Source organism: Bradyrhizobium sp. 44 (assembly GCF_023073095.1).
Taxonomy (GTDB): Bacteria; Pseudomonadota; Alphaproteobacteria; order Rhizobiales; family Xanthobacteraceae; genus Bradyrhizobium.
Genome location: NZ_JADPIY010000020.1, coordinates 186,526 through 207,493, shown reverse-complemented (window position 1 = coordinate 207,493; position 20,968 = coordinate 186,526). Strand labels below are relative to the sequence as shown.

The 20,968-nt window shown below is 64.9% G+C and carries 16 protein-coding genes and 2 tRNA genes; 9 read left to right on the top strand and 9 right to left on the bottom strand.

The window, feature by feature from the left end; all coding sequences use genetic code 11:
* Positions 1 to 30 precede the first annotated feature (30 nt).
* Positions 31 to 924 carry a hypothetical protein gene (locus IVB41_RS23160; RefSeq protein WP_247356273.1) on the bottom strand — a complete coding sequence of 298 codons (894 nt, stop codon included), beginning with the start codon at positions 922 to 924 and terminating at the stop codon, positions 31 to 33.
* 350 nt (positions 925 to 1,274) lie between these two features.
* Between IVB41_RS23160 and IVB41_RS23155 the strand changes: the two genes are divergently transcribed.
* The 6 genes from IVB41_RS23155 to IVB41_RS23130 all read left to right on the top strand — a co-directional run bounded on the left by IVB41_RS23155 (position 1,275) and on the right by IVB41_RS23130 (position 8,454).
* Positions 1,275 to 1,499, top strand: coding sequence for a hypothetical protein (locus IVB41_RS23155; protein ID WP_027567210.1), 225 nt, complete (start codon positions 1,275 to 1,277; stop codon positions 1,497 to 1,499).
* Positions 1,500 to 1,620: 121 nt separating this feature from the next.
* Positions 1,621 to 1,983, top strand: a complete 363-nt coding sequence (locus IVB41_RS23150; RefSeq protein ID WP_247435280.1) for a hypothetical protein — start codon at positions 1,621 to 1,623, stop codon at positions 1,981 to 1,983.
* Between the two features lie 55 nt (positions 1,984 to 2,038).
* Complete coding sequence (gene ihpA / locus IVB41_RS23145) at positions 2,039 to 3,313, top strand: divalent metal ion exporter subunit IhpA (RefSeq protein WP_247356266.1); 1,275 nt, start codon at positions 2,039 to 2,041, stop codon at positions 3,311 to 3,313.
* Positions 3,310 to 4,287 (top strand): divalent metal ion exporter adaptor subunit IhpB, encoded by a 978-nt coding sequence (gene ihpB, locus IVB41_RS23140; RefSeq protein WP_247435277.1) that lies wholly within the window; start codon positions 3,310 to 3,312, stop codon positions 4,285 to 4,287. The genes ihpA and ihpB overlap by 4 nt, the downstream gene beginning before the upstream one ends.
* Positions 4,280 to 7,489, top strand: a complete 3,210-nt coding sequence (locus IVB41_RS23135) for an efflux RND transporter permease subunit (RefSeq protein WP_247435274.1) — start codon at positions 4,280 to 4,282, stop codon at positions 7,487 to 7,489. The genes ihpB and IVB41_RS23135 overlap by 8 nt, the downstream gene beginning before the upstream one ends.
* 2 nt (positions 7,490 to 7,491) lie before the next feature.
* The gene (locus IVB41_RS23130; RefSeq protein WP_247435270.1) at positions 7,492 to 8,454 is read left to right on the top strand and encodes a cation diffusion facilitator family transporter; all 963 of its coding nucleotides are present in this window, start codon (positions 7,492 to 7,494) and stop codon (positions 8,452 to 8,454) included.
* A gap of 78 nt (positions 8,455 to 8,532) precedes the next feature.
* On the opposite strand, the gene IVB41_RS23125 is transcribed toward IVB41_RS23130, so the two are convergent.
* Positions 8,533 to 9,393: a class I SAM-dependent methyltransferase gene (locus IVB41_RS23125; RefSeq protein WP_247435267.1), complete on the bottom strand. Its 861-nt coding sequence runs from the start codon at positions 9,391 to 9,393 to the stop codon at positions 8,533 to 8,535.
* Positions 9,394 to 9,521: 128 nt separating this feature from the next.
* Here IVB41_RS23125 and IVB41_RS23120 point away from each other — a divergent pair.
* A tRNA-Val gene (locus IVB41_RS23120) sits at positions 9,522 to 9,598 on the top strand.
* A 34-nt stretch (positions 9,599 to 9,632) separates the two neighbouring features.
* Here the strand turns inward: IVB41_RS23120 and IVB41_RS23115 are convergent.
* The 6 genes from IVB41_RS23115 to IVB41_RS23090 all read right to left on the bottom strand — a co-directional run bounded on the left by IVB41_RS23115 (position 9,633) and on the right by IVB41_RS23090 (position 17,158).
* Entirely contained in the window at positions 9,633 to 10,037 is a 405-nt protein-coding gene (locus IVB41_RS23115) for a GFA family protein (protein ID WP_247435264.1), read from the bottom strand.
* An 88-nt stretch (positions 10,038 to 10,125) separates the two neighbouring features.
* Positions 10,126 to 12,549: an endopeptidase La gene (gene lon, locus IVB41_RS23110; protein WP_247435261.1), complete on the bottom strand. Its 2,424-nt coding sequence runs from the start codon at positions 12,547 to 12,549 to the stop codon at positions 10,126 to 10,128.
* A 322-nt stretch (positions 12,550 to 12,871) separates the two neighbouring features.
* Entirely contained in the window at positions 12,872 to 14,143 is a 1,272-nt protein-coding gene (clpX, locus tag IVB41_RS23105) for an ATP-dependent Clp protease ATP-binding subunit ClpX (protein WP_007603503.1), read from the bottom strand.
* Positions 14,144 to 14,584: 441 nt separating this feature from the next.
* Positions 14,585 to 15,220, bottom strand: a complete 636-nt coding sequence (locus tag IVB41_RS23100; protein WP_007603501.1) for an ATP-dependent Clp protease proteolytic subunit — start codon at positions 15,218 to 15,220, stop codon at positions 14,585 to 14,587.
* Positions 15,221 to 15,538: 318 nt separating this feature from the next.
* A complete protein-coding gene (gene tig, locus IVB41_RS23095; RefSeq protein ID WP_247435257.1) occupies positions 15,539 to 16,900 on the bottom strand; it encodes a trigger factor in 1,362 nt (453 codons plus the stop codon).
* 173 nt (positions 16,901 to 17,073) lie between these two features.
* Positions 17,074 to 17,158: transfer RNA gene (locus IVB41_RS23090), tRNA-Leu, on the bottom strand.
* 152 nt (positions 17,159 to 17,310) lie between these two features.
* On the opposite strand from IVB41_RS23090, the gene IVB41_RS23085 reads away from it, so the two are divergent.
* Entirely contained in the window at positions 17,311 to 18,627 is a 1,317-nt protein-coding gene (locus IVB41_RS23085) for a multicopper oxidase family protein (RefSeq protein ID WP_247435254.1), read from the top strand.
* A gap of 4 nt (positions 18,628 to 18,631) precedes the next feature.
* On the opposite strand, the gene IVB41_RS23080 is transcribed toward IVB41_RS23085, so the two are convergent.
* On the bottom strand, positions 18,632 to 20,131 hold the full coding sequence (locus IVB41_RS23080) for an NAD(P)H-hydrate dehydratase (RefSeq protein ID WP_247435251.1): 1,500 nt from the start codon (positions 20,129 to 20,131) through the stop codon (positions 18,632 to 18,634).
* 381 nt (positions 20,132 to 20,512) lie between these two features.
* On the opposite strand from IVB41_RS23080, the gene IVB41_RS23075 reads away from it, so the two are divergent.
* A complete protein-coding gene (locus IVB41_RS23075; RefSeq protein ID WP_007603495.1) occupies positions 20,513 to 20,851 on the top strand; it encodes a P-II family nitrogen regulator in 339 nt (112 codons plus the stop codon).
* Positions 20,852 to 20,968: the final 117 nt, after the last annotated feature.

The following is a 20,968-nucleotide window of genomic DNA, read 5'->3' as shown; positions in this document are numbered from 1 at the left end:
CGGGATCGCTCCCGGCCATCGTCCTGCACGTCAGGGCACCGGCATCGCGCGCGGAGAGCGATGGAAGCGGTTCGAGCTTGCCATCCAGTTCGGCAACGGCTCTCCATCGCGGTGCCGCCCGCCGGCCACCGCCGCAGCCCAGGCCACCGCAGCGCCGATCAGGGTTGCTGCGGCAACGGAGAAGGCGACGATGATGGAATTACGCCGCGCCCGATTGATCGCCGTCCTTGAATCCGCGATCAGCGCGTCGACCCGTCGTTCCGAGTCGGGAGCGGCGAGTCCCGTCAGCGCGGCCACCTGCTGCACTAGATAGGTCCGATCATCGGTGCTGATGCCGCTGTGGCTCGATGACGTCATCAAGATGCGTCCTGCTTCGGCGCGGGCTTCCCTGAGGTCGGTGTTAGGGGGCCGCCGCGGCGCGCGAAACAGCTTGTCCAGCTCGTAGCTCAACAGTGGCTCGGCGGCGGAGGTATTGCTCGCCGAACTGCGCATCGGCGAACGATCAATCGCAGCTGCGCCGAGTATCGCGAGCAGAGCGGCACCAAGCAGCACGGCAAGCGCCCAGGACATCAGGCCATGCAGCCCGTCCCGCCGTTCGCCGTCGTCTTCGATCGTTGTGATCGTCGGGGCTGGTCGCGTTGTCCGGCCGGCGACATAGCCGCCGAAGCCGAAGCTGATAATCGCCTGGATGATCAGATACAGCCCCGACAGCAAAGCCAGCGCCGCCGATGCATCGCGCCATGTCGGCGAGGCTGAACTGACGCCCAGTCCGACGGCGACACCAAAGCCGACCAGGATGAACGACATTGCGCCAGCGGCCAACGCGCCTGCGATCACCGAGCTCCACTGAATGGTGCTCCGGTCATCGGCAGCGACGCCGCCGCCTTCCATGATGTCTTCCCGTATGAGAGTTTCCATCGTCATCGCCGCTCTCTCAGCGCAGGCCGAAGAACGACAGGATCGCCATGACGACGACGATCAAGCCGATGAGATAAATCAATCCATCCATAGTCCGTCCTCCTCGATTTCTCCTCGTCGCTAATCACAACGAAGAAAGAACGTTCCAAACTGGACCGAGCCCGCGGGAACGAACCGGCGCGATGCGGATTAGCTGTCCAAGTCCCAAGGATGAAGTTTGTGAGCACGAAAGCCCAGCCGGTCAGTCCCGGCTGGGCTTTCTTTTTGGGCGGCGGTTCCTGTCCTATGTTAACGACGCCGGCTCTCCGATCATCAAGGATGCGATAGGGGGGGAACCTCCGGATCGGGAGAGCGGCGTGGATCGCAGAACCGCGTGCCTTCATCAGGCAGATGCATTCCGGGAAAAGGCGATCGCCGATCCCGAGCACCACGACCAGTGGATTGATGAAGCCATCAAATGGCTGGAACGGGCCATGGAAGCCGGCTGTCGCGCCGTCGTGACGGTCGAAGCCGGCGATGTGCCGAACGCAGCAAGCGGAACGTCAGCCGACGCCCAGTTGAGCTTGATCACGCGCCAATGAGAAGCGCTGTCGTCTTCGCAATCGCTGCGGCAATTGTTCCAGGGGACGTAACAATGTTGCGGGTCGACACTGTTCCCGCCCCCATGCTAGGCCGGACACCGACTGCAACCAGAGTGAAATCGTGCTCGCAAACCGCCAGCCCTCAGGATCATGCCCGCCGCGCCACTGGCGCGGGCTGCTGTCTGTGCTGATCGCGGTTGTCTACCTGCTCGCGGGAGCGCTGCATGGCCTGCACGACATCGACGTCACCACGCCCGGTGGCGGCTCGGAGATCAGCGCCGTCCTTGACGGCTCGGGAGATCACAACGACCACAAGGCCATCGGCGGTCATCATTGCCATGGCTGCTTCTCGGTGACGATGGCGCAGCCGGCGCCACCGGCCGCATCGATCGGGCTCGTGTCCGCATCGCGCCCGCAACGCGCACCCCGGCTCGCCGGCATTATTCCCGATACCGACTCCCCGCCTCCCAAACAGATGGCCTGAACGGATTGGTCGGGCGCTCCGCGCCCATGAGGTTCATCCTTCACAGGTCGGTTTCATGTTTTACAGGGGAATGGCCGCGCGCCTGGCGTGCGCGGCAGCGTGTCTGATTGTCGGATTGGCGCTTGCGCCATCTCACGCTCAGACTCTGACGATGCGGAGCGCGCTCTCGCGCGCGCTGGCCACGAGCCCGCGGCTGACCGCGGCGGAGCGCGATGTCGGCATCGCCACGGGCCAGCGCATCCAGGCAGGTGCGCTTCTCAATCCGGAGCTGACCTACGAACAGGACAATTCGTTCGGGTCCGGCATCTATCGCGGCACGCGATCGGCCGAGACCACGCTGCAGATCAGCCAGGCCTTCGAGCTGTTCGGCAAGCGCGACGCGCGGATCGCCGCGGGTGTCGCCGGCATCGAGGTCGCCGCGATCCAGCGCAAGGCCGTCAGGCTGGAGGTGCTGTCGGAGACCGCGATCGCCTTCCTCAGCGTGCTCGGCGCACAGCGGCGCATCCAGATCCTCGACGAGCAGATCACCGCCATCGATCGGCTGACGCCGCTTTTGCGCCGCCGCGTCGAGGCCGGCGCCTCCTCGCCGGCCGAGACCGGCCGTGCGGAAGTGGCATCCGCCCTGGTGAAGGCCGACCGCGAGCGCTTCAAGGCGACGCTGGCCAGCGCCCGGCGCGAGCTTGCGGTCCTGATGGGCGACGCGGCACCGAAATTCGGCGAGGTCTCCGGACGGCTCGACACCATGGGACGGCCGCCGACGTTCCAGTCGGTCGTCGCCGCGATCGATGCCAATCCGCAGCTGGTGCGCTGGACCGCGATCTATGCCCAGCGCAACGCCGAGCTGTTGCTGGCGCGGCTGCGGCCCTATCCCGACGTGCGGATCGCCGCCGGCTGGCGCCATTTCAACGAGACCAATGACGACGCGGCGCGCCTCACCGTCTCGGTGCCGATCCCCGTGTTCGACCAGAATCAGGGCAATATCCTCTCGGCGCAGGAAAGCCTTGCCAAGACCAAAGCCGAGCGCGAGGCCAACCGCAACACGTTGATCGTGGTCGCGGGCCGCGCCTACGACTCGCTGCAGGGCTCGCTGCGCGAGCTCGCGGTGCTGCGCGAGAGCGCCATTCCCAAGGCTACCGAAGCCTCGGACGCCATCGCGCAAGGCTACGGCCAGGGCCGCTTCAGCCTGCTCGAAGTGCTCGATGCCCAGGCCAGCGTCACCCAGGCGCGGCTGCGCGAGCAGGAGGCGCTGCAGAATTTCCACGCGGGGGTGGCGACCATCGAAGGCCTCGTCGGCAATCCCTTCACGCTGGCGCGGGAGAGCGCACGATGAAGACGTCCTCCACCATCCTCGTCGCATTGTTTGCCGCCGCACTTGGCGCTTACTGCTATTCTCTGCTGGCCCCAACAAGGGTCGAGCATGCCGAACACGCCGCGGACAAGAGGCCGGAGAAGCCGAACGACCATGTCGAACAGGACGAGCACGGCGCCGACCGGATCCGCATCTCCGACGTCAAGCTTGCAGCCGCAGGCGTGACGCTGGCGGAAGCCGCGAGCGCCACGCTGACCGACACGCTCGCTTTCAACGGCATCCTGCGCGCCAACCAGGAAGCCGTGGTGCAGGTGACGCCGCGTTTTCCCGGCGTCGCCAAATCGATCCAGAAGCGCATCGGCGACAAGGTCGGCAAGGACGATCTGCTCGCCGCGATCGAGAGCAACCAGAGCCTCACCGTCTACGAGCTCAAGGCGCCGATTGCCGGCACCATCATCGAGCGGCAGATCTCGCTCGGCGAATACGCCTCCGAGCAGAAGCCGGCCTTCGTCGTCGCCGACCTCTCCACCATCTGGGTCGACCTGTCGATCTACCGCCAGGACCTGCGGCGCGTCCGCCTCAACGACGAGGTGCTGATCGATCCAGACGACGGCCGCGGCGAGATCAAGGGCACCATCTCCTACATGGCCCCGATCGGCTCGAGCGAGACCCAGACCGCACTGGCGCGCGTGGTGCTGCCAAATCCGGACGGACGCTTGCGTCCCGGCCTGTTCGTCACGGCACGGCTGATCCTCGCCGCTCGCAACGTCGCGGTCGCCGTGCGCCGAAGCGCGATCCAGACGCTGGAGAACCGGACCATCGTGTTCGTCCGCGAGGATGGCGACAAGATCGAGGCGCGTCCGGTGGAGCTTGGCGATTCCGATCCCCGCCATGTCGAGATCAAGGCCGGTCTATCGGCCGGCGAGCATTACGTCGCGGAAAACAGCTTCGTCGTGAAGGCGGAGATGGGCAAGGGCGAGGCCGAACATGATTGAGCGTCTCATCGCGGTCTCGCTGCAGCAGCGCTGGCTGGTCCTACTGTTCGCGCTCGCGGCCGGCGGCTTCGGCGCCTGGAACTTCACCCGCCTGCCGATCGACGCGGTCCCCGACGTCACCAACGTGCAGGTCCAGATCAACACCCGTGCCCCGGGCCTCTCGCCGCTCGAATCCGAGCAGCGCATCACCTTCCCGATCGAGACCGTGATGGGCGGGCTGCCCAAGCTCGAATACACCCGGTCGATCTCACGCTATGGCCTGAGCCAGGTCACCGTCGTATTCCAGGACGGCACCGACATCTACTTCGCGCGGCAGCTCGTCAACGAGCGTATCCAGCAGGCGAAGGACCAGCTTCCGGCCGGAACCGAGGTCGCGATGGGCCCGATCTCGACCGGCCTTGGCGAGATCTATGTCTACTCCGTCGAAGCCAAGGCCGGCGCGAAGTCACAGACCGGTGCCGAGTTCACGCCGACGGAGCTGCGCACCATCCAGGACTGGATCATCAAGCCGCAACTGCGCACCATTCCCGGCGTGATCGAGGTCAACTCGATCGGCGGTTATGAGCGGCAGTTCCACGTGCTGCCGGTCCCCGGCCGGCTGATAGCCTACAAACTCGGCTTTCGCGACATCATGACGGCGCTGGCCGCCAACAACGCCAATGTCGGTGCCGGCTATATCGAGCGCAACGGCGAGCAATATCTCGTCCGCGCCCCGGGCCAGGTCGCCAATATCGCGGAGATCCGCGACATCGTGATCGGTTCGCGCGGCGGCGTCCCGGTGCGTATCCGCGACGTCGCCGACGTCCAGGAGGGCCAGGACCTGCGTTCGGGCGCAGCAACCGCAAACGGCAGCGAAACCGTGCTCGGCACCGCCATGCTGCTGATCGGCGAAAACAGCCGCACGGTGGCCCAGCGCGTGAAGGCCCGGCTCACGGAGATCGCGAAATCGCTCCCTGACGGCGTGATCGCGCGCGCCGTCTATGACCGCACGCATCTGGTGGAAGCCACCATCCAGACCGTCGAGAAGAATCTCGTCGAGGGCGCGGCGCTGGTGATCGCTGTGCTTTTCCTGATCCTCGGCAACATCCGCGCCGCGCTGATCACCGCCTGTGTCATTCCCCTTTCCATGCTGTTCACGATCACAGGCATGGTCGAGAGCAAGGTCAGCGCGAATCTGATGAGCCTCGGCGCGATCGACTTCGGCATCATCGTCGACGGCGCGGTCATCATCGTGGAGAACTGTCTGCGGTTGCTCGCTGCCGAGCAGCACAGGCGCGGCCGGCTGCTGTCGCTCGAGGAGAGGATGGAGACAATCCGCGCCGGCAGCAGCGAGGTCATCAAGCCGAGCCTGTTCGGCACGATGATCATCGCCGTGGTCTACCTGCCGGTCCTGACCCTGACGGGGACCGAGGGCAAGATGTTCACGCCGATGGCGCTGACCGTGCTGATGGCCCTCGCCGGCGCGGCGCTGTTGTCGATCACCTTCGTCCCGGCCGCGGTTGCGATCTTCGTCACCGGCAAGGTCTCGGAGAAGGAGAACATCTTCATGAGAGCGGCCAAGCGGTTCTATGTGCCGCTGCTCGACCGCGCCATCCGCTACCGCGGCATGGTCGCCTTTGGCGCCATGCTGATCGTTGCCGGCAGCGTCTTCGCCGCGACGCGCATGGGAGGCGAATTCATCCCGAGCCTCGACGAAGGCGACATTACCATCGAAACCATCCGGATTCCCGGCACCAGCCTGACCCAGAGCGTCGGCATGCAGCTGCGGCTGGAAATGGCGATCAAGCAGGTACCGGAGGTCGCGACCATCTTCTCCAAGATCGGTACCGCCGAGATCGCCAACGATCCGATGCCGCCGAATATGACCGACACCTATGTCACGCTCAAGCCACGCGACGAATGGCCCGACCCGGGCAAGCCCAAGGACGAGGTGATCGCCGAGCTCGAACGCACCGCCAACACCCTGCCCGGCACGGCCTATGGCATGACCCAGCCGATCCAGATGCGCTTCAACGAGCTCATTGCCGGCATCCGCAGCGACGTCGGCGTGAAGATCTTCGGCGACGATCTCGACGTGCTTGCCGGCATCGCCCAGCAGGTCAACGGCGTCGTCCACGCCATCGAGGGCGCGGCCGACGTCAAGACCGAGCAGATTGCGGGCCTGCCGATCCTCACCGTCAGGCTCGACCGCCAGGCGCTGTCACGCTACGGCCTCAGCCTCAGCGAGGTGCAGAACGTGGTCGAGATCGCGATCGGCGGCAAGCCGGTCGGAAAGCTGTTCGAGGGCGATCGCCGCTTCGACATCGTGGTGCGGCTGCCGGAAAGCCTGCGTGCCGACCCTGACACGATCAAGTCGCTGCCGATCCCGCTGCCGCCGGGCGAGGATGTACCGGCCGTCACCAAGACCGCATGGCCGGGCGGAAACGCGGCGTTGCGCTATGTCCCGCTGTCCTCCGTCGCGGCGATCGAGATCGCACCGGGACCCAACCAGATCAGCCGCGAGAACGGCAAGCGTCGCGTGGTGGTTATGGCCAACGTTCGCGGGCGCGATCTGCGCTCCTTTGTCGCCGAGGCCCAGAACGCCGTCGCGGAGAAGGTCAAGCTGCCACCGGGCTACTGGATCGGCTGGGGCGGACAGTTCGAGCAACTGGTCTCCGCCACCAAGCGGCTGACGCTCGTGGTGCCGGTGGCGCTGCTGCTGGTGTTCCTGCTGCTGTTCATGGGCATGGGATCGGCGGCGGATGCGGCCCTCGTGTTCTCCGGCGTGCCGCTGGCGCTGACCGGCGGCGTCATGGCGCTGCTGCTGCGCGGCATCCCGCTGTCCATCAGCGCCGGCGTCGGCTTCATCGCGCTGTCGGGCGTCGCCGTGCTCAACGGGCTCGTCATCATCGCCTTCATCGAGCGGCTGCGCAGCGAGGGCCAACCCGTTGCCGACGCGGTGCGCGAGGGCGCGCTGACACGCCTGCGTCCGGTGCTGATGACGGCGCTGGTCGCGTCCCTCGGCTTCGTGCCGATGGCCCTTGCTACCGGGGCCGGCGCCGAGGTGCAGCGGCCGCTCGCGACTGTGGTGATCGGCGGTATCATCTCCTCAACCGTGCTGACGCTGCTGGTGCTGCCGGCGCTCTACGTGCTGTTCCGCCGTGACGGGGCTGCCGAAACGCCTACAATGGCGCCTGATTTGGCAGCGTCCAGGGAGCGCTAGAGGTGGGCAGCCACGACCATCACGGCCATCATCACGATGATTATAGCCACGGCCATGATCACGATCATGGTGGCCACGCCCATGCCCATGCGCCCGCCAGCTTCGGCACGGCGTTCGCGATCGGCATCACGCTCAATACCGCGCTGGTCGTGGCCGAGGCCATCTACGGCTATATCGGCAACTCCACCGCCCTGCTTGCGGACGCCGGCCATAACCTTAGCGACGTGCTCGGCCTGGTCGTGGCCTGGTGCGCGTCGATCGCGGCGCGGCGCGCGCCCAGCGGCCGCTTCACCTATGGCCTGCGCGCCTCCACCATCCTGGCGGCGCTGGCGAACGCGGTGTTCCTGCTGGTCGCGACCGGTGCGATAGGCTGGGAAGCGTTTTTGCGCCTGCGTGAACCGGAGCCGGTCGCCGGCATCACCGTCATGGTGGTCGCCGGCATCGGCATCCTCATCAACGGTTTTACCGCCATGCTGTTCGCGCGCGGGCGCAAGGACGACATCAACATCGAAGGCGCCTATCTGCACATGGCGGCCGACGCCGCGGTCTCGCTCGGCGTCGTGGTCTCGGCGGCGCTGATCATCTGGACCGGCTGGCTCTGGCTCGATCCCGTCACCAGCCTCGTCATCTGCGCCACCATTCTCTGGAGCACCACCAGCCTGCTCCGCGGCTCCATCGACATGTCGATGGCGGCCGCGCCCAGGGGCACCGACATTGCCGCAATCAAGATCCTACTGCTGGAGCGGCCCGGCGTCACTGCGATCCACGATCTCCACGTCTGGCCGATCTCGACCACTGAGACGGCGCTGACCTGCCATCTCGTCATGCCCACCGGCGCCGGCGATGCATTCCTGATGGAGACGGCGCAGATGCTGAAGCGCTCCCACCGCATCGGCCACACCACCCTTCAGGTCGAGACGCATCCCGACAACGGCTGCGCGCTGGCGCCGGATGATGTGGTGTGAGGTAGTTGCGTGGCTGCGTCCCCATCGTCATTGCGAGCGCAGCGCGCTGCGCTCGCAATGACGGGGACAGAGCGGCGCCTACGCCGCCTTCGCCGTCACGATCCAGATCGCACCCTGGAGCGCCACGCTCGACCCCTTCAGGAACGGGGCGAGCATCTCGCGGATCGAGGCTTTTGCCGCGGCATACGTCTCGGGCGGATGGCCTTGCAGCGCGCGGCTGGCGGGGCCGATCTGGAGCGAGCCCTCGACCGCGGCATCGAGCCCGCCGCCGATCGCGACATCCATCGCGAGATTGTGCGGTTCCATCGCGACGTCGACGAAGCCCGCGCCTTTCAGGATGCGCGTCACGCGCTCTTCGGAGGCAAAGGCGAACGGGCCCGGCTCGTCCGGCCCGACCGGCGGCATCTTGGGCACGTGTTTGTAGACCGCCATCAGCGGTGCCATCATCCAGGGATTTTCCTTCGGCTCGCGCCAGCAGGCAAACGCCAGCCGCCCCGTCGGCCTCAATGCGCGGCGGAGGTTGGTGAAAGACACGATCGGGTCAGCGAAGAACATCACGCCGAACCGCGAGGCCAGCAGGTCAAAACTGGCCGGCTCGAACCGATGCACCGTCGCATCCGCCAGCACGAAATCGAGCGGCAGGCCCTTTGGCGCAAACGCGCGCGCCTGCGACAGCATCGGCTCGGAGACGTCGAGCCCGAGCGCGAAGCCATCAGGCGCCACCGCTTTCGCGAACGCAAAGGTCGTCGCGCCAGAGCCGCAGCCGACGTCGAGGACGCGCTCCCCCGGCTTCGGCTTGGCGCGGTCGATCAGCACATCGGCAATGGGTCCGAGCAGGCTCTCCTGCGCCGCATGGCGATCGGCCCAGCGCTGCCCGCTGGGACCGTTCCAGTAGGCGATCTGATCGGCGTTCTGCTCGTGTCCGCTCGGTTGTTCCATTGGGGCCTCTGTCGTTTTGCCGGTCGTGATACCACGCCGGAAGGCCATCAAGCGGTTCAAATGAGCATGATTTGCGGTGCGGCCGCCTCTTGCTCCAACACCCGAGGGGGCGCTAAAGAGGCGCCGTGGGGCGGTTAGCTCAGCTGGTTAGAGCATCTCGTTTACACCGAGAGGGTCCGCGGTTCGAATCCGTGACCGCCCACCAGCCTTCGCTCGCTCGCCGCTGGGCAAGCCGAACCTCAATCTTCCAGCCGGCCCGGCAGCAGTGGCACCGCGTCGATCCACACCGCCGCCGACTGGCACCAGATCTGCCTGACGGGCCGCAATTTGTCGCACTGGCGGATGCTGCCCCAGCGGATGCCCCAATCGTCCTCCTGGTCGCCCTCGCCGCTCGTGAACAGCGGGGAACCGCACTCGGCGCAGAAGTGCTGGAAGCGCATCCGGCCGTTGTCGCCGCGCTTGCGGTAGATCCTGGGCGTGCCGGCGGTCAGCTTGACGTCGGTCTTGGTGCAGATCGCCGTCACCCGGAACGGCGATCCCGTTAGGGTCTGGCAGTCCCGGCAATGGCAGACCGACACCGTCTCGGGATCGATCTCGGCTTCAAAGGTGATCGCGCCGCAATGGCATTGCCCGTCGATGTGCATTGTCGTCATCCACTGCCCAAAACAAAATGCCCCCACAACAAAAACGGCGCCCGAAGGCGCCGTTTTATCATCTTTTCGAGCTGCGATCTCAGTGAGCGGTCAGGCCGCCGGCGGCTTCGTCGCCGTCCGGCTTGACCGTGACCTTGGTGTCCTCTTCCCAGACGATCGGCACCGGCTTCTTGACCAGCGCCTTGGCGACGACGTCGTCGAGGCGGGAGACCGGGATGATCTCCATGCCGCCCTTGATCGCATCGGAAATCTCCGTGAGATCCTTGGCGTTGTCCTCGGGGATCAGCACCGTCTTGATGCCGCCGCGGGCAGCAGCCAGCAGCTTCTCCTTCAGGCCGCCGATCGGCAGTACGCGGCCGCGCAGCGTGATCTCGCCGGTCATCGCGACATCGTGGCGGACCGGGATGCCGGTCATGACCGAGATGATCGCGGTGGCCATCGCCACGCCCGCCGACGGACCGTCCTTCGGCGTCGCGCCTTCCGGCACGTGCACGTGGATGTCGCGCCGGTCGAACAGCGGCGGTTCGATGCCGTAGACGATCGCGCGCGAGCGGACGTAGGACGCCGCCGCCGAGATCGATTCCTTCATCACGTCGCGCAGATTGCCTGTGACCGTCATCTTGCCCTTGCCGGGCATCATGACGCCTTCGATCGTCAGCAACTCGCCGCCGACATCGGTCCAGGCAAGGCCGGTGACGATGCCGACCTGCGGCTCGCTCTCGATCTCGCCGTAGCGGTACTTCGGCACGCCGAGCAGCTCTTCCAGGGTCTTCTCGGTGACCTTGACCGACTTCTTCTTGGAGATCATCAGCTCCTTCACCGCCTTGCGGGCAAGTGTGGAGAGCTCACGCTCCAAATTGCGCACGCCCGCTTCGCGGGTGTAGCGGCGGATCAGAAGCAGCAGCGCATCGTCGTCAATCGAGAACTCCTTGGAGTCCAGGCCGTGCTTGGACACCGCGTTCGGGATCAGGTGCTTGCGCGCGATCTCGACCTTCTCGTTCTCGGTGTAGCCCGCGATCCGGATGATCTCCATGCGGTCCATCAGCGGCCCGGGAATATTGAGCGTATTCGCGGTCGTGATGAACATCACGTTGGACAAATCGTAATCGACCTCGAGATAGTGGTCGTTGAAGGTCGCGTTCTGCTCGGGGTCGAGGACCTCGAGCAAAGCCGAGGACGGATCGCCGCGGAAATCGGCGCCCATCTTGTCGATCTCGTCCAGCAGGAACAGCGGATTGGACGACTTCGCCTTCCGCATCGACTGGATGATCTTGCCGGGCATCGAACCGATATAGGTGCGGCGGTGACCTCGGATCTCGGCCTCGTCACGCACGCCACCGAGCGACACGCGCACGAACTCACGCCCGGTCGCCTTCGCGATCGACTTGCCGAGCGAGGTCTTGCCGACACCGGGAGGGCCGACGAGGCACAGGATCGGGCCGGTCAGCTTGTTGGCGCGCGACTGCACGGCGAGATACTCGACGATGCGGTCCTTGACCTTCTCCAGCCCGTAGTGATCGGCATCCAGAACCGCCTGGGCGGCTTCCAGATCCTTCTTCACCTTGGACTTCTTGTTCCACGGGATCGACAGCAGCCAATCCAGATAGTTGCGCACGACGGTCGCTTCCGCGGACATCGGCGACATCTGGCGCAGCTTCTTCAATTCATGCTGCGCCTTCTCGCGCGCTTCCTTGGAGAGCTTGGTCTTGGAGATCTTCTCTTCGAGATCAGCGAGCTCGTCCCGACCGTCGTCGTCGCCGAGCTCCTTCTGGATCGCCTTCATCTGCTCGTTGAGATAGTACTCGCGCTGGGTCTTCTCCATCTGGCGCTTGACGCGCGAGCGGATGCGCTTCTCGACCTGAAGCACCGAGATCTCGCTCTCCATCAGGCCCAGCACCTTCTCCAGGCGCTGCGTGACCGACAGCGTCTCCAGGATGCCCTGGCGATCCGCGATCTTGACGGCGAGATGCGAGGCGACGGTGTCGGCGAGCTTGGCGAAATCGGTGATCGCCTGCACGACGCCGACGACCTCGGCCGAGATCTTCTTGTTGAGCTTCACATAGCTCTCGAAGTCGGACACGACCGAGCGCGCCATGGCCTCGGCCTCGACCGACTTCGCATCGGTGTCGGCGAGCGCAATCGCAGTCGCTTCGTAATAGTCGGCGCGATCGGTATACTTCTGCACGCGCGCACGCTCGAGCCCTTCGACCAGCACCTTCACGGTGCCGTCGGGAAGCTTCAAGAGCTGGAGCACGCTGGCAAGCGTACCGGTCTCGTAGATGGAATCGGGTGCCGGATCATCGTCGGACGCGTTCTTCTGGGTCGCGAGCATGATCAGCGCGTCGTTCTTCATCACCTCTTCGAGCGCGCGGATCGACTTCTCGCGGCCGACAAAGAGCGGAACGATCATGTGCGGGAAGACGACGATGTCGCGCAGGGGCAGCACGGGGTAGGCGTGCGTTTCGCCATGAACGATGATTGGCCTGGGTTTTGGATTGGTCATGGCCTTTTTCCTTTTGCTTTGCCCCCTTGCACGCAGCCCGCCATGCTCATGCGCAACCGCCACAAGGTGCCGAGGTGATCGGCAAAACCGGTCGGTCCTTTTGAGGTTGGACCGGCTCGCCGGATCGGAACTGAGGCGAATCTTGGAGAGAATTTTTGCTCGCCGCCGACATTAGGTGGCTATCGACCCGGGGGGTGTCAAGTCATTGAAGACGCGCGCCATCAGGCGCTTACGCACGCAAATAAGCGACACAACACCGGCTGCGGAGATACTTTCCGCAGCCCTTGCTTGAGGAGACGATTGGAGCGTCCCAGCGCCGAAATCAGGCGCTGGCGTTCTCGACGGCGCGATCGGACCGATCGGCGTAGATGTAGAGCGGACGCGCCGTTCCTTCCACGACTTCGCGGGAAATCACGACTTCTTCCACACCTTCGAGGCCCGGCAGGTCGAACATGGTCTCGAGCAGGATCGCCTCGAGGATCGAGCGCAGTCCGCGCGCACCGGTCTTGCGCTCGATCGCCCTGCGGGCAACCGCGCCAAGCGCCTCGTCGGCGAAGGTCAGCTCGATGTTCTCCATCTCGAACAGCCGCTGGTACTGCTTCACCAGCGCGTTCTTCGGCTCGACCAGGATCTTCTTGAGCGAAGCCTCGTCCAGATCTTCCAGCGTCGCCACGACGGGCAGACGGCCGACGAATTCCGGGATCAGGCCATACTTCAGGAGATCCTCCGGCTCGACGTGACGGAAGATTTCGCCGGTGCGGCGGTCTTCCGGCGCGAGCACCTGGGCGGCGAAACCGATCGAGGTCGAACGTCCGCGTGCCGAAATGATCTTCTCAAGGCCCGAGAACGCACCACCGCAGATGAACAGGATGTTGGTGGTGTCCACCTGCAGGAATTCCTGCTGCGGATGCTTGCGGCCGCCCTGCGGCGGGACCGAAGCCACCGTGCCTTCCATGATCTTGAGCAGTGCCTGCTGCACGCCCTCACCCGACACGTCGCGCGTGATCGAAGGATTGTCGGACTTGCGGCTGATCTTGTCGATTTCGTCGATATAGACGATGCCGCGCTGGGCACGCTCGACGTTGTAGTCGGCGGCCTGGAGCAGCTTCAGGATGATGTTCTCGACGTCCTCGCCGACATAGCCGGCTTCCGTCAGCGTCGTCGCATCCGCCATCGTGAACGGCACGTCCAGGATGCGGGCGAGCGTCTGCGCGAGCAGCGTCTTGCCCGAGCCGGTCGGACCGATCAGCAGGATGTTCGACTTCGCAAGCTCGACGTCGTTGTGCTTGGTCTGGTGGTTGAGGCGCTTGTAGTGATTGTGCACCGCGACCGAGAGGACCTTCTTCGCATGGTTCTGGCCGATCACGTAATCGTCCAGCACCTTGCAGATTTCCTTCGGCGTCGGAATCCCGTCGCGCGACTTCACCAGCGAGGATTTGTTCTCCTCGCGAATGATGTCCATGCAGAGCTCGACGCACTCGTCGCAAATGAAGACCGTGGGACCCGCGATCAGTTTGCGCACTTCGTGCTGGCTCTTGCCGCAGAACGAGCAATACAGCGTGTTCTTGGAGTCGCTCGTGCCGACCTTACTCATTCATGTCTCCGTCCGCGGTTCGATCCCGTCCGCTCGATCGCCCTATTCCGGCACGACAGCCGGTACAGTCCTTCAAATAGAGCAAATTCCGTACCAAAAAAGACCCTACGCGTTACATGCCGTGCGAATCACGGTCACTCGATTCCCCGCGATCATAGCCGATCAGTCGTAGCGAACCATGCTGTCACCCGACTATCAAGAATTCGCTAATCGGGGGTCGCCGGCTACCCGTGACAATACCGTGATTTCCGGTGTTGGCACGGGCGAAGTGATCGAAATCACCCCGGCGTTGCTGGATTGCCACGAAAAACAAGCACGAAAGCGGAACTTTCTGCCTGCCGCAGGGCGCAAAACTACGTTTTGCGACGCGCGCACGTGTCCTTAACGTGAACGCTCCCCGATGGCGCCGGCGAGCCCGGAGGGTTCGCCGCCGCAGTAGTGCTACGGGGTCTTCGGCGCCGCGGTTTCCTCGGCGCGCTTGTCGATGACCCTGTCGACCAGGCCGAACTCCTTGGCGTCGCTCGCGGTCAGGAACTTGTCGCGTTCCAGCGCGTCCTCGATCGCCTTGTAGGTCTGACCGGTGTGCTTCACGTAGATCTCGTTCAGCCGCTTCTTCAGGTTCAGGATTTCCTGGGCGTGCAGCATGATGTCGGTGGCCTGGCCCTGGAAGCCGCCGGAGGGCTGATGCACCATAATGCGCGCGTTCGGCAGCGAGAAGCGCATATCCTTCTCGCCGGCGCAGAGCAGCAGCGAGCCCATCGAGGCGGCCTGGCCCGTGCACAGCGTCGAGACCGGCGGGCGAATGAACTGCATGGTGTCGTAGATCGCGAGGCCCGACGTCACCACGCCGCCCGGCGAGTTGATGTACATCGAGATTTCCTTCTTCGGATTTTCCGCCTCAAGGAACAACAGCTGCGCGACGATCAGCGTCGACATGCCGTCCTCGACCGGCCCGGTCAGGAAAATGATGCGCTCTTTCAGAAGGCGCGAGAAAATGTCGTAGGCGCGCTCGCCACGGTTGGTCTGCTCGACCACCATGGGCACGAGGTTCATGTAGGTTTCAACCGGATCGCGCATGAGTCACCTAGGGTTTTGAAGAGGCGGACATCGCCAGGCCCGGCTGCCAGTCGGGGCTGGATCTGCCGGAGGGCCGATGGACGTCCCGTGATGCAGGAACTTGATAGACGAACTTGGTAGAAGCGGAAGGCCTAGCGACAGATATAGCCCAATTCGCGCCTGACAAGTGCGGAGCGAATTAAGGCTTAATCCGTGAGGCAGTTGAAGCTGATTCGTACAAAGAGGCCCAGCCGGCCACCTGGCTAGCTCGACCTCTTTGCTGATCATCCTTAATGCAAGCCTATCCTGGAGGCTCTCCTAAAGGCTCTTCTGGAGCCCTCAGGCGGCGGTCTTTTCCGCCTCGTCGTCCTTGTAGAGATCGTCGCGCGAAACCTTCTTTTCGGTCACGTTGGCGAGCTCGAGGATGAAGTCGACGACCTTGTCCTCATAGATCGGTGCACGAAGCTGGGCCAACGCTTGGGCGTTGCTGCGGTAATAGTCCCAGACCTCCTTCTCGCGGCCCGGCATCGAGCGCGCCCGCTCGATCACGGCGCGGCCGACCTCGTCGTCGGTCACGGAGATCTTGTTCTTCTCGCCGATCTCGGAGAGCACGAGGCCGAGCCGCACGCGGCGATCGGCGATCTTGCGGTACTCTTCCTTGGCGGCGTCTTCAGTGGTGTCCTCGTCGGCGAAGGTCTTGCCGGCGGAGTCCATCTCGGCCTTCACTGAGTTCCACATCAGATTGAACTCCTCGTCGACCAGCGAGGGCGGAGCCTCGAAGCGATGGGCCTCGTCGAGGCGGTCGAGCAGCGCGCGCTTGACGCGCTGGCGCGTCGCGGTCGCGAACTCGGCGACCAGCCGTTCGCGCGCCGCTTCCTTTAGCTTGTCCAGCGATTCGAGGCCGAGCGTCTTGGCGAACTCGTCGTCGATCGCGAGGTCCTGCGGCGCCTCGATCAGCGTCGCGGTCGTCTCGAACTCGGCCGGTTGGCCCGCGAGCTTGTCGTTCATGTAGTTCTTGGGGAACGCCACCTTCAGCGTGCGGGTCTCGTCGGTGGCGATGCCGGTGAGCTGCTCTTCGAAGCCGGGGATGAAGGTGTTGGATCCGATCACGACCTGGATGCCCTCACCGGCGCCGCCCTCGAAAGGTTCGCCGTTGATGGTGCCCTTGAAGGCGACGGTGACACGATCACCCGACTCGGCCTTGGCGCCCTCGCCCTTCGCGGCATAGCCGCGGTTCGAATCGGCGATGCGCTTGATCGCCTCATCGACGTCGGCGTCGGTGACTTCGGCGACGGGCTTCTCGACCTCGAAGGTCTTGAAGTCGGCGAGCGCGATCGACGGCACCACCTCGATCGCAACCGTGTAGGTCAGATCGGTTTTGCCGTTGAGCAGCTCCTCGACCTCGGCCTGCTCGGTCGGCATGGTGATCTTCGGTTCGGTCGCAAGGCGGAAGCCGCGCTCGGAGAACAGCTGCGTGTTGGTGTCGCGGATGGTCTGGTCAATGGTCTCGGCCATCACCGAGCGGCCGTAGACCTTCTTGAGGTGCGTGACCGGCACCTTGCCGGGACGGAAGCCGTTGATGCGGACCTTGTCCTTGAGATCGACGAGCTTGGCACCGGCCTTGGCGTCGAGATCAGACGCGGGAACGCTGATCTTGAACTCGCGCTTCAAACCTTCCGAGAGGGTTTCTGTGACCTGCATGGTGTCCAATCTTCTTCTCGTTCGGTCCCGGCGCGCATGCGTCGGGACGCTGTCATTAATCGATCCGGCGCGAGGCGAACGCCTCAACGCCGGTGGTTCATCGGACCGGCTTCCGGCGGACAAACATCCGCGCGGGAGCAGATCGCGTAATCCGTGCAAACGCTGAAAGCGCTTGGTGCGGGCGGAGGGACTCGAACCCCCACAACTTTCGTCACTGGAACCTAAATCCAGCGCGTCTACCAGTTCCGCCACGCCCGCGTAAATTTGCATCAAGACCGGCCGCGATGCCGCGGGCGGCGGGCTTATAGCATGTGCCCGCCTGTTCGCAGCAAAAAAATGGCCCGATAGAGGCAGGCTTCAACTAGGCACGACGGCTGGACTTATCCAGCACGCCGTGGTCCGGATCGGCCATGAAAACGCGGATCTTCGACCCGACGAGGCGCGAGGTTTTGGCCGGACTTGGAGCCGGACTTGGCGCCTCTGTGGCCGGGCTGATGGCGGGCGGCGCAGTCCCGGCCGTGACCGCCCAGCTCGCGCTTCAGGCAAGGCCGGGGACGCTGGCTCTGAGGCCGGGGCAGCCGGCCACACCCATCTGGGAGCTGGCCGCCGTCAGCCACCTCGGGGATGTCCGTCTCAAACGTGGCGACCGCTGCGAGGTGGTCTTCCGCAACGACCTGCCTGTGCCGCTTGCACCAGTCTGGTACGGCCTTGGCGCCCCGGCCGCGGCCGACCCGCTTCGAGGACGCGCCCCAACGGCCCCGGACGCGACGGAAACATCAATTATTTCAGTGCCAAACGCGGGAACCCTGTTGGCCAACTTCCGCCTGTTCGAGGACGGCCTGAAGCAGCCCGCGCGCCCGCTTCCGATCATTGCCGCCGAGACAAACGCGGTCGCCGCCGATCGCGACGTGGTTCTCTTGATCGAGGAATGGCGGCTACGGCCAGATGGAACCGCACTTCCCCCCGGCCGGGACCCGAAGGACACATCCCCGCTCTATACAATCAACGGAACGACTTCATTCGAACTCTCAGCTGCGGCGAATGAGCGGCTGCGGCTGCGCTTTATCAACGGCTCGCAACGTTCTGTTCTGGCGATCAAATTGGAAAGCCACGAAGTCCAGGTGCTGGCCCTGGACGGACAGCCGGCCGAGCCGTTCCCGGCCCGCAACGGCGCGCTGGTGCTGGCTCCCGGCGCACGCGCCGACGCCTTCGTGGATGCGGCCACATCGGCCCCATTCCTGCTGCATGACGGCAAGGAGGCGCGCCAAGTCGGCCGCCTGACGGTCTCCGGCAAGTTTGAACGGCGCGCGCCGCTGTTGCCGCCGCAGCCGCTCCCTCCGAATGACCTCCCCGACCGCCTCGATCTGAGAGGCGCCCTGCGATTCGATGTCGCGCTTGGGGCAGCCGACGTCGGGTGGGTACGGCCCGCAAATTTCTCGACGTCCTCCGCCCCTACCTTTCGCACCAGGGCCGGCCGCACCGTCGTGCTGGCCCTCAAGAACCCCGCACCCGTCGCCACCGTCTTCCATCTCCACGGCCACCCTTTCCGCCTGCTCGACAAGCTCGACGACGGCTGGAAGCCCTATTGGCTCGACACGCTCGCGATCGAACCCGGCCAGACCCAGCGCATCGCATTCGCTGCGGCCTCCCCCGGGCGGTGGCTGATCGAATCCGTCGCAACCGACTGGGCCGCACCGCGGCTGGTGCGCTGGTACGCGGTGGAGTGAGAGCTCAGTATTCCACCCCCAGCGCACCATAGATTCGCCGGTGCACGGCCGGCAGCGTCTCGGTGAGATCCTCCGCGATCAGCCCCGGCCCCGCCTCGCTCGCCGCTTCGCCATGCATCCAGACGGCGATGCTGGCGGCTTCGAATGCCGGCACGCCTTGCGCCAGCAGCCCTGCGATGATGCCGGCGAGCACGTCGCCGGCACCCGCGGTGGCGAGCCAGGGCGGTGCGTTGGCGGCGATGGTGGCGCGGCCGTCGGGCGCGGCGATCGTGGTGTCCGCGCCCTTCAGCAGCACGACCGCGCCGGAGCGCTCGGCGGCGGCGCGCACGCGCTCGATCTTCGAGCGGCCCGGATATTTATTGCTGAGGTCGGAGAACAGCCGTGGGAACTCGCCCTCGTGCGGCGTCAGCACCACCGCCTTGTCCTGCGACGTCTTGATCGATTCGAACAGGCGCTCGGGATTCGCGGCAAAGCTCGTCAGCGCATCCGCGTCGAGCACCAGATGCCGCTGCGCGTTAAGCGCCGTGTGGACGAGATCGCAGGTGCGCTCGCCGACACCCGCGCCGGGGCCGATGATGCAGGTGTTGTAACGCTTGTCGCCGAGCAGCTCGCCGAACTCGATGGCGGTATCGACGGGGCGAACCATGACCGCGGTGAGCGCAGCCGCATTGATCGCGAGCGCATCACGCGGCGTGGCCAGAGTCACCAGGCCCGCACCTGCCCGCAGCGCCCCGCGCGCGGCGAGCCGCGCGGCACCGGTCGCCGCCGCGTCGCCCGAGACCGCCAGCACATGGCCGCGCGCGTATTTGTGGCCGTCGATGCGCGGCACCGGAAAGGCCGCGCCCCAGAAGTCCGGATCGTTTTCGAATATTTGCGGCGCGATCTCGTCCAGCACCTGCGCGTCGATACCGATGTCGGCGACACGCACGTGGCCGCAATGCATCCGCCCCGGCAGCAGCAGATGCGCCGGCTTCTTCCGGAAGAAGGTAAGGGTCTCGATGGCGTTCACCGCCACGCCCAGCACGGCTGCGCTGGTGCCATTGATGCCGCTCGGCAGGTCGACCGCGAGCACCGGCGCACCGTTGGCGTTGATCGCCTCGATCATCGCACGCGCCTCGCCCTCGGCGGGACGGCTGAGGCCCGCGCCGAACAGCGCATCGATGATCAGCGCCGGTCGCCCGATCGCCTGCGGGTTGAACGGGAGCACCGGGTGCTTCCAGCCCCGCGCGGCCGAGGCCGCATCGCCCTGGAGCTGGTCGCGCTCGCACATCAGGATCACCGAGACCTCGCGGCCTTGCGCGGCGAGCTCGGCGGCTGCGACAAAACCGTCCCCGCCGTTGTTGCCCGGGCCGGCCACGATCAGGATCGGCCCCTCCTCCACCAGCGCGTGGGCGGCCTCGGCGACCGCCTGACCGGCGCTGAGCATCAGCTTGAAGCCGGGGGTGCCTGCCGCAATGCTGAGCTGGTCGGCGCGCTGCATTTCGGCGTTGGTCAGAACTTCCATGCCACTTCCCTGTCCAAAAGCCTTTTCAAGAGGCACGTTCCGCACCAGGCCATCCGACGGAACGACGATCTGCACAGATATTGAACCGTTTGCCTATTTCGTAGTCTGCGGTATTTTGTGCGGGTCGGCGCCACCTATCAGAGCTGCACGTTAAATGGCTGATAACGCTCCAATAATCAGGGCATTTGCAACTTGGCATAGACCCTGCTTTCGCGGAAGTCGCTTCGGTTCGTCGTGCTCACTGGCATTTATCAGGGTGTGGCCGGCCGTTGTTGCCGGACTGGTCAGGGATCCCGGCATAGCGAAGACAAGATCGTGCGTTAAGAAAAGCGCATCCTGACGAAGACGTTGCTATTTGTTCGAAAGGCCGGGAGGCGCGCAGTGAAGAAAATCGAAGCCATCATCAAGCCATTCAAGCTCGACGAGGTGAAGGAAGCGCTTCAGGAAGTCGGCCTTCAGGGCATCACCGTCACTGAAGCCAAGGGCTTCGGCCGGCAGAAGGGTCACGCCGAGCTGTACCGCGGCGCAGAATACATCGTCGACTTCCTGCCCAAGGTGAAGATCGAGATCGTGATCGGCGACGATCTGGTCGAGCGCGCCATCGACGCAATCCGCCGCGCTGCGCAAACCGGGCGCATCGGCGACGGCAAGATCTTCGTCTCCAACATCGAAGAGGCGATCCGCATCCGAACCGGAGAATCCGGGCTGGACGCTATCTGAGCCGGGTGCTATCCCGCATTTTGCGACATTCTGACAAGAAATAGGCTGCTTCGGCGGCCTCATTTTGTTTGTGCCTCGCGCGCCTCAAGAAGCGTGAACACGGTCGCTCGAAGTTTG

What these genes read in the sequence shown, in the direction of transcription:
- IVB41_RS23100 (WP_007603501.1), bottom strand. Translation starts at nt 15,220, where the DNA reads ATGCGCGATCCGGTTGAAACCTACATGAACCTCGTGCCCATGGTGGTC.
- IVB41_RS23085 (WP_247435254.1), top strand. Translation starts at nt 17,311, where the DNA reads ATGAAAACGCGGATCTTCGACCCGACGAGGCGCGAGGTTTTGGCCGGA.
- IVB41_RS23160 (WP_247356273.1), bottom strand. Translation starts at nt 924, where the DNA reads ATGACGATGGAAACTCTCATACGGGAAGACATCATGGAAGGCGGCGGC.
- tig (WP_247435257.1), bottom strand. Translation starts at nt 16,900, where the DNA reads ATGCAGGTCACAGAAACCCTCTCGGAAGGTTTGAAGCGCGAGTTCAAG.
- IVB41_RS23115 (WP_247435264.1), bottom strand. Translation starts at nt 10,037, where the DNA reads ATGCACATCGACGGGCAATGCCATTGCGGCGCGATCACCTTTGAAGCC.
- IVB41_RS23125 (WP_247435267.1), bottom strand. Translation starts at nt 9,393, where the DNA reads ATGGAACAACCGAGCGGACACGAGCAGAACGCCGATCAGATCGCCTAC.
- ihpA (WP_247356266.1), top strand. Translation starts at nt 2,039, where the DNA reads ATGTTTTACAGGGGAATGGCCGCGCGCCTGGCGTGCGCGGCAGCGTGT.
- lon (WP_247435261.1), bottom strand. Translation starts at nt 12,549, where the DNA reads ATGACCAATCCAAAACCCAGGCCAATCATCGTTCATGGCGAAACGCAC.
- ihpB (WP_247435277.1), top strand. Translation starts at nt 3,310, where the DNA reads ATGAAGACGTCCTCCACCATCCTCGTCGCATTGTTTGCCGCCGCACTT.
- IVB41_RS23135 (WP_247435274.1), top strand. Translation starts at nt 4,280, where the DNA reads ATGATTGAGCGTCTCATCGCGGTCTCGCTGCAGCAGCGCTGGCTGGTC.
- IVB41_RS23080 (WP_247435251.1), bottom strand. Translation starts at nt 20,131, where the DNA reads ATGGAAGTTCTGACCAACGCCGAAATGCAGCGCGCCGACCAGCTCAGC.
- clpX (WP_007603503.1), bottom strand. Translation starts at nt 14,143, where the DNA reads ATGAGTAAGGTCGGCACGAGCGACTCCAAGAACACGCTGTATTGCTCG.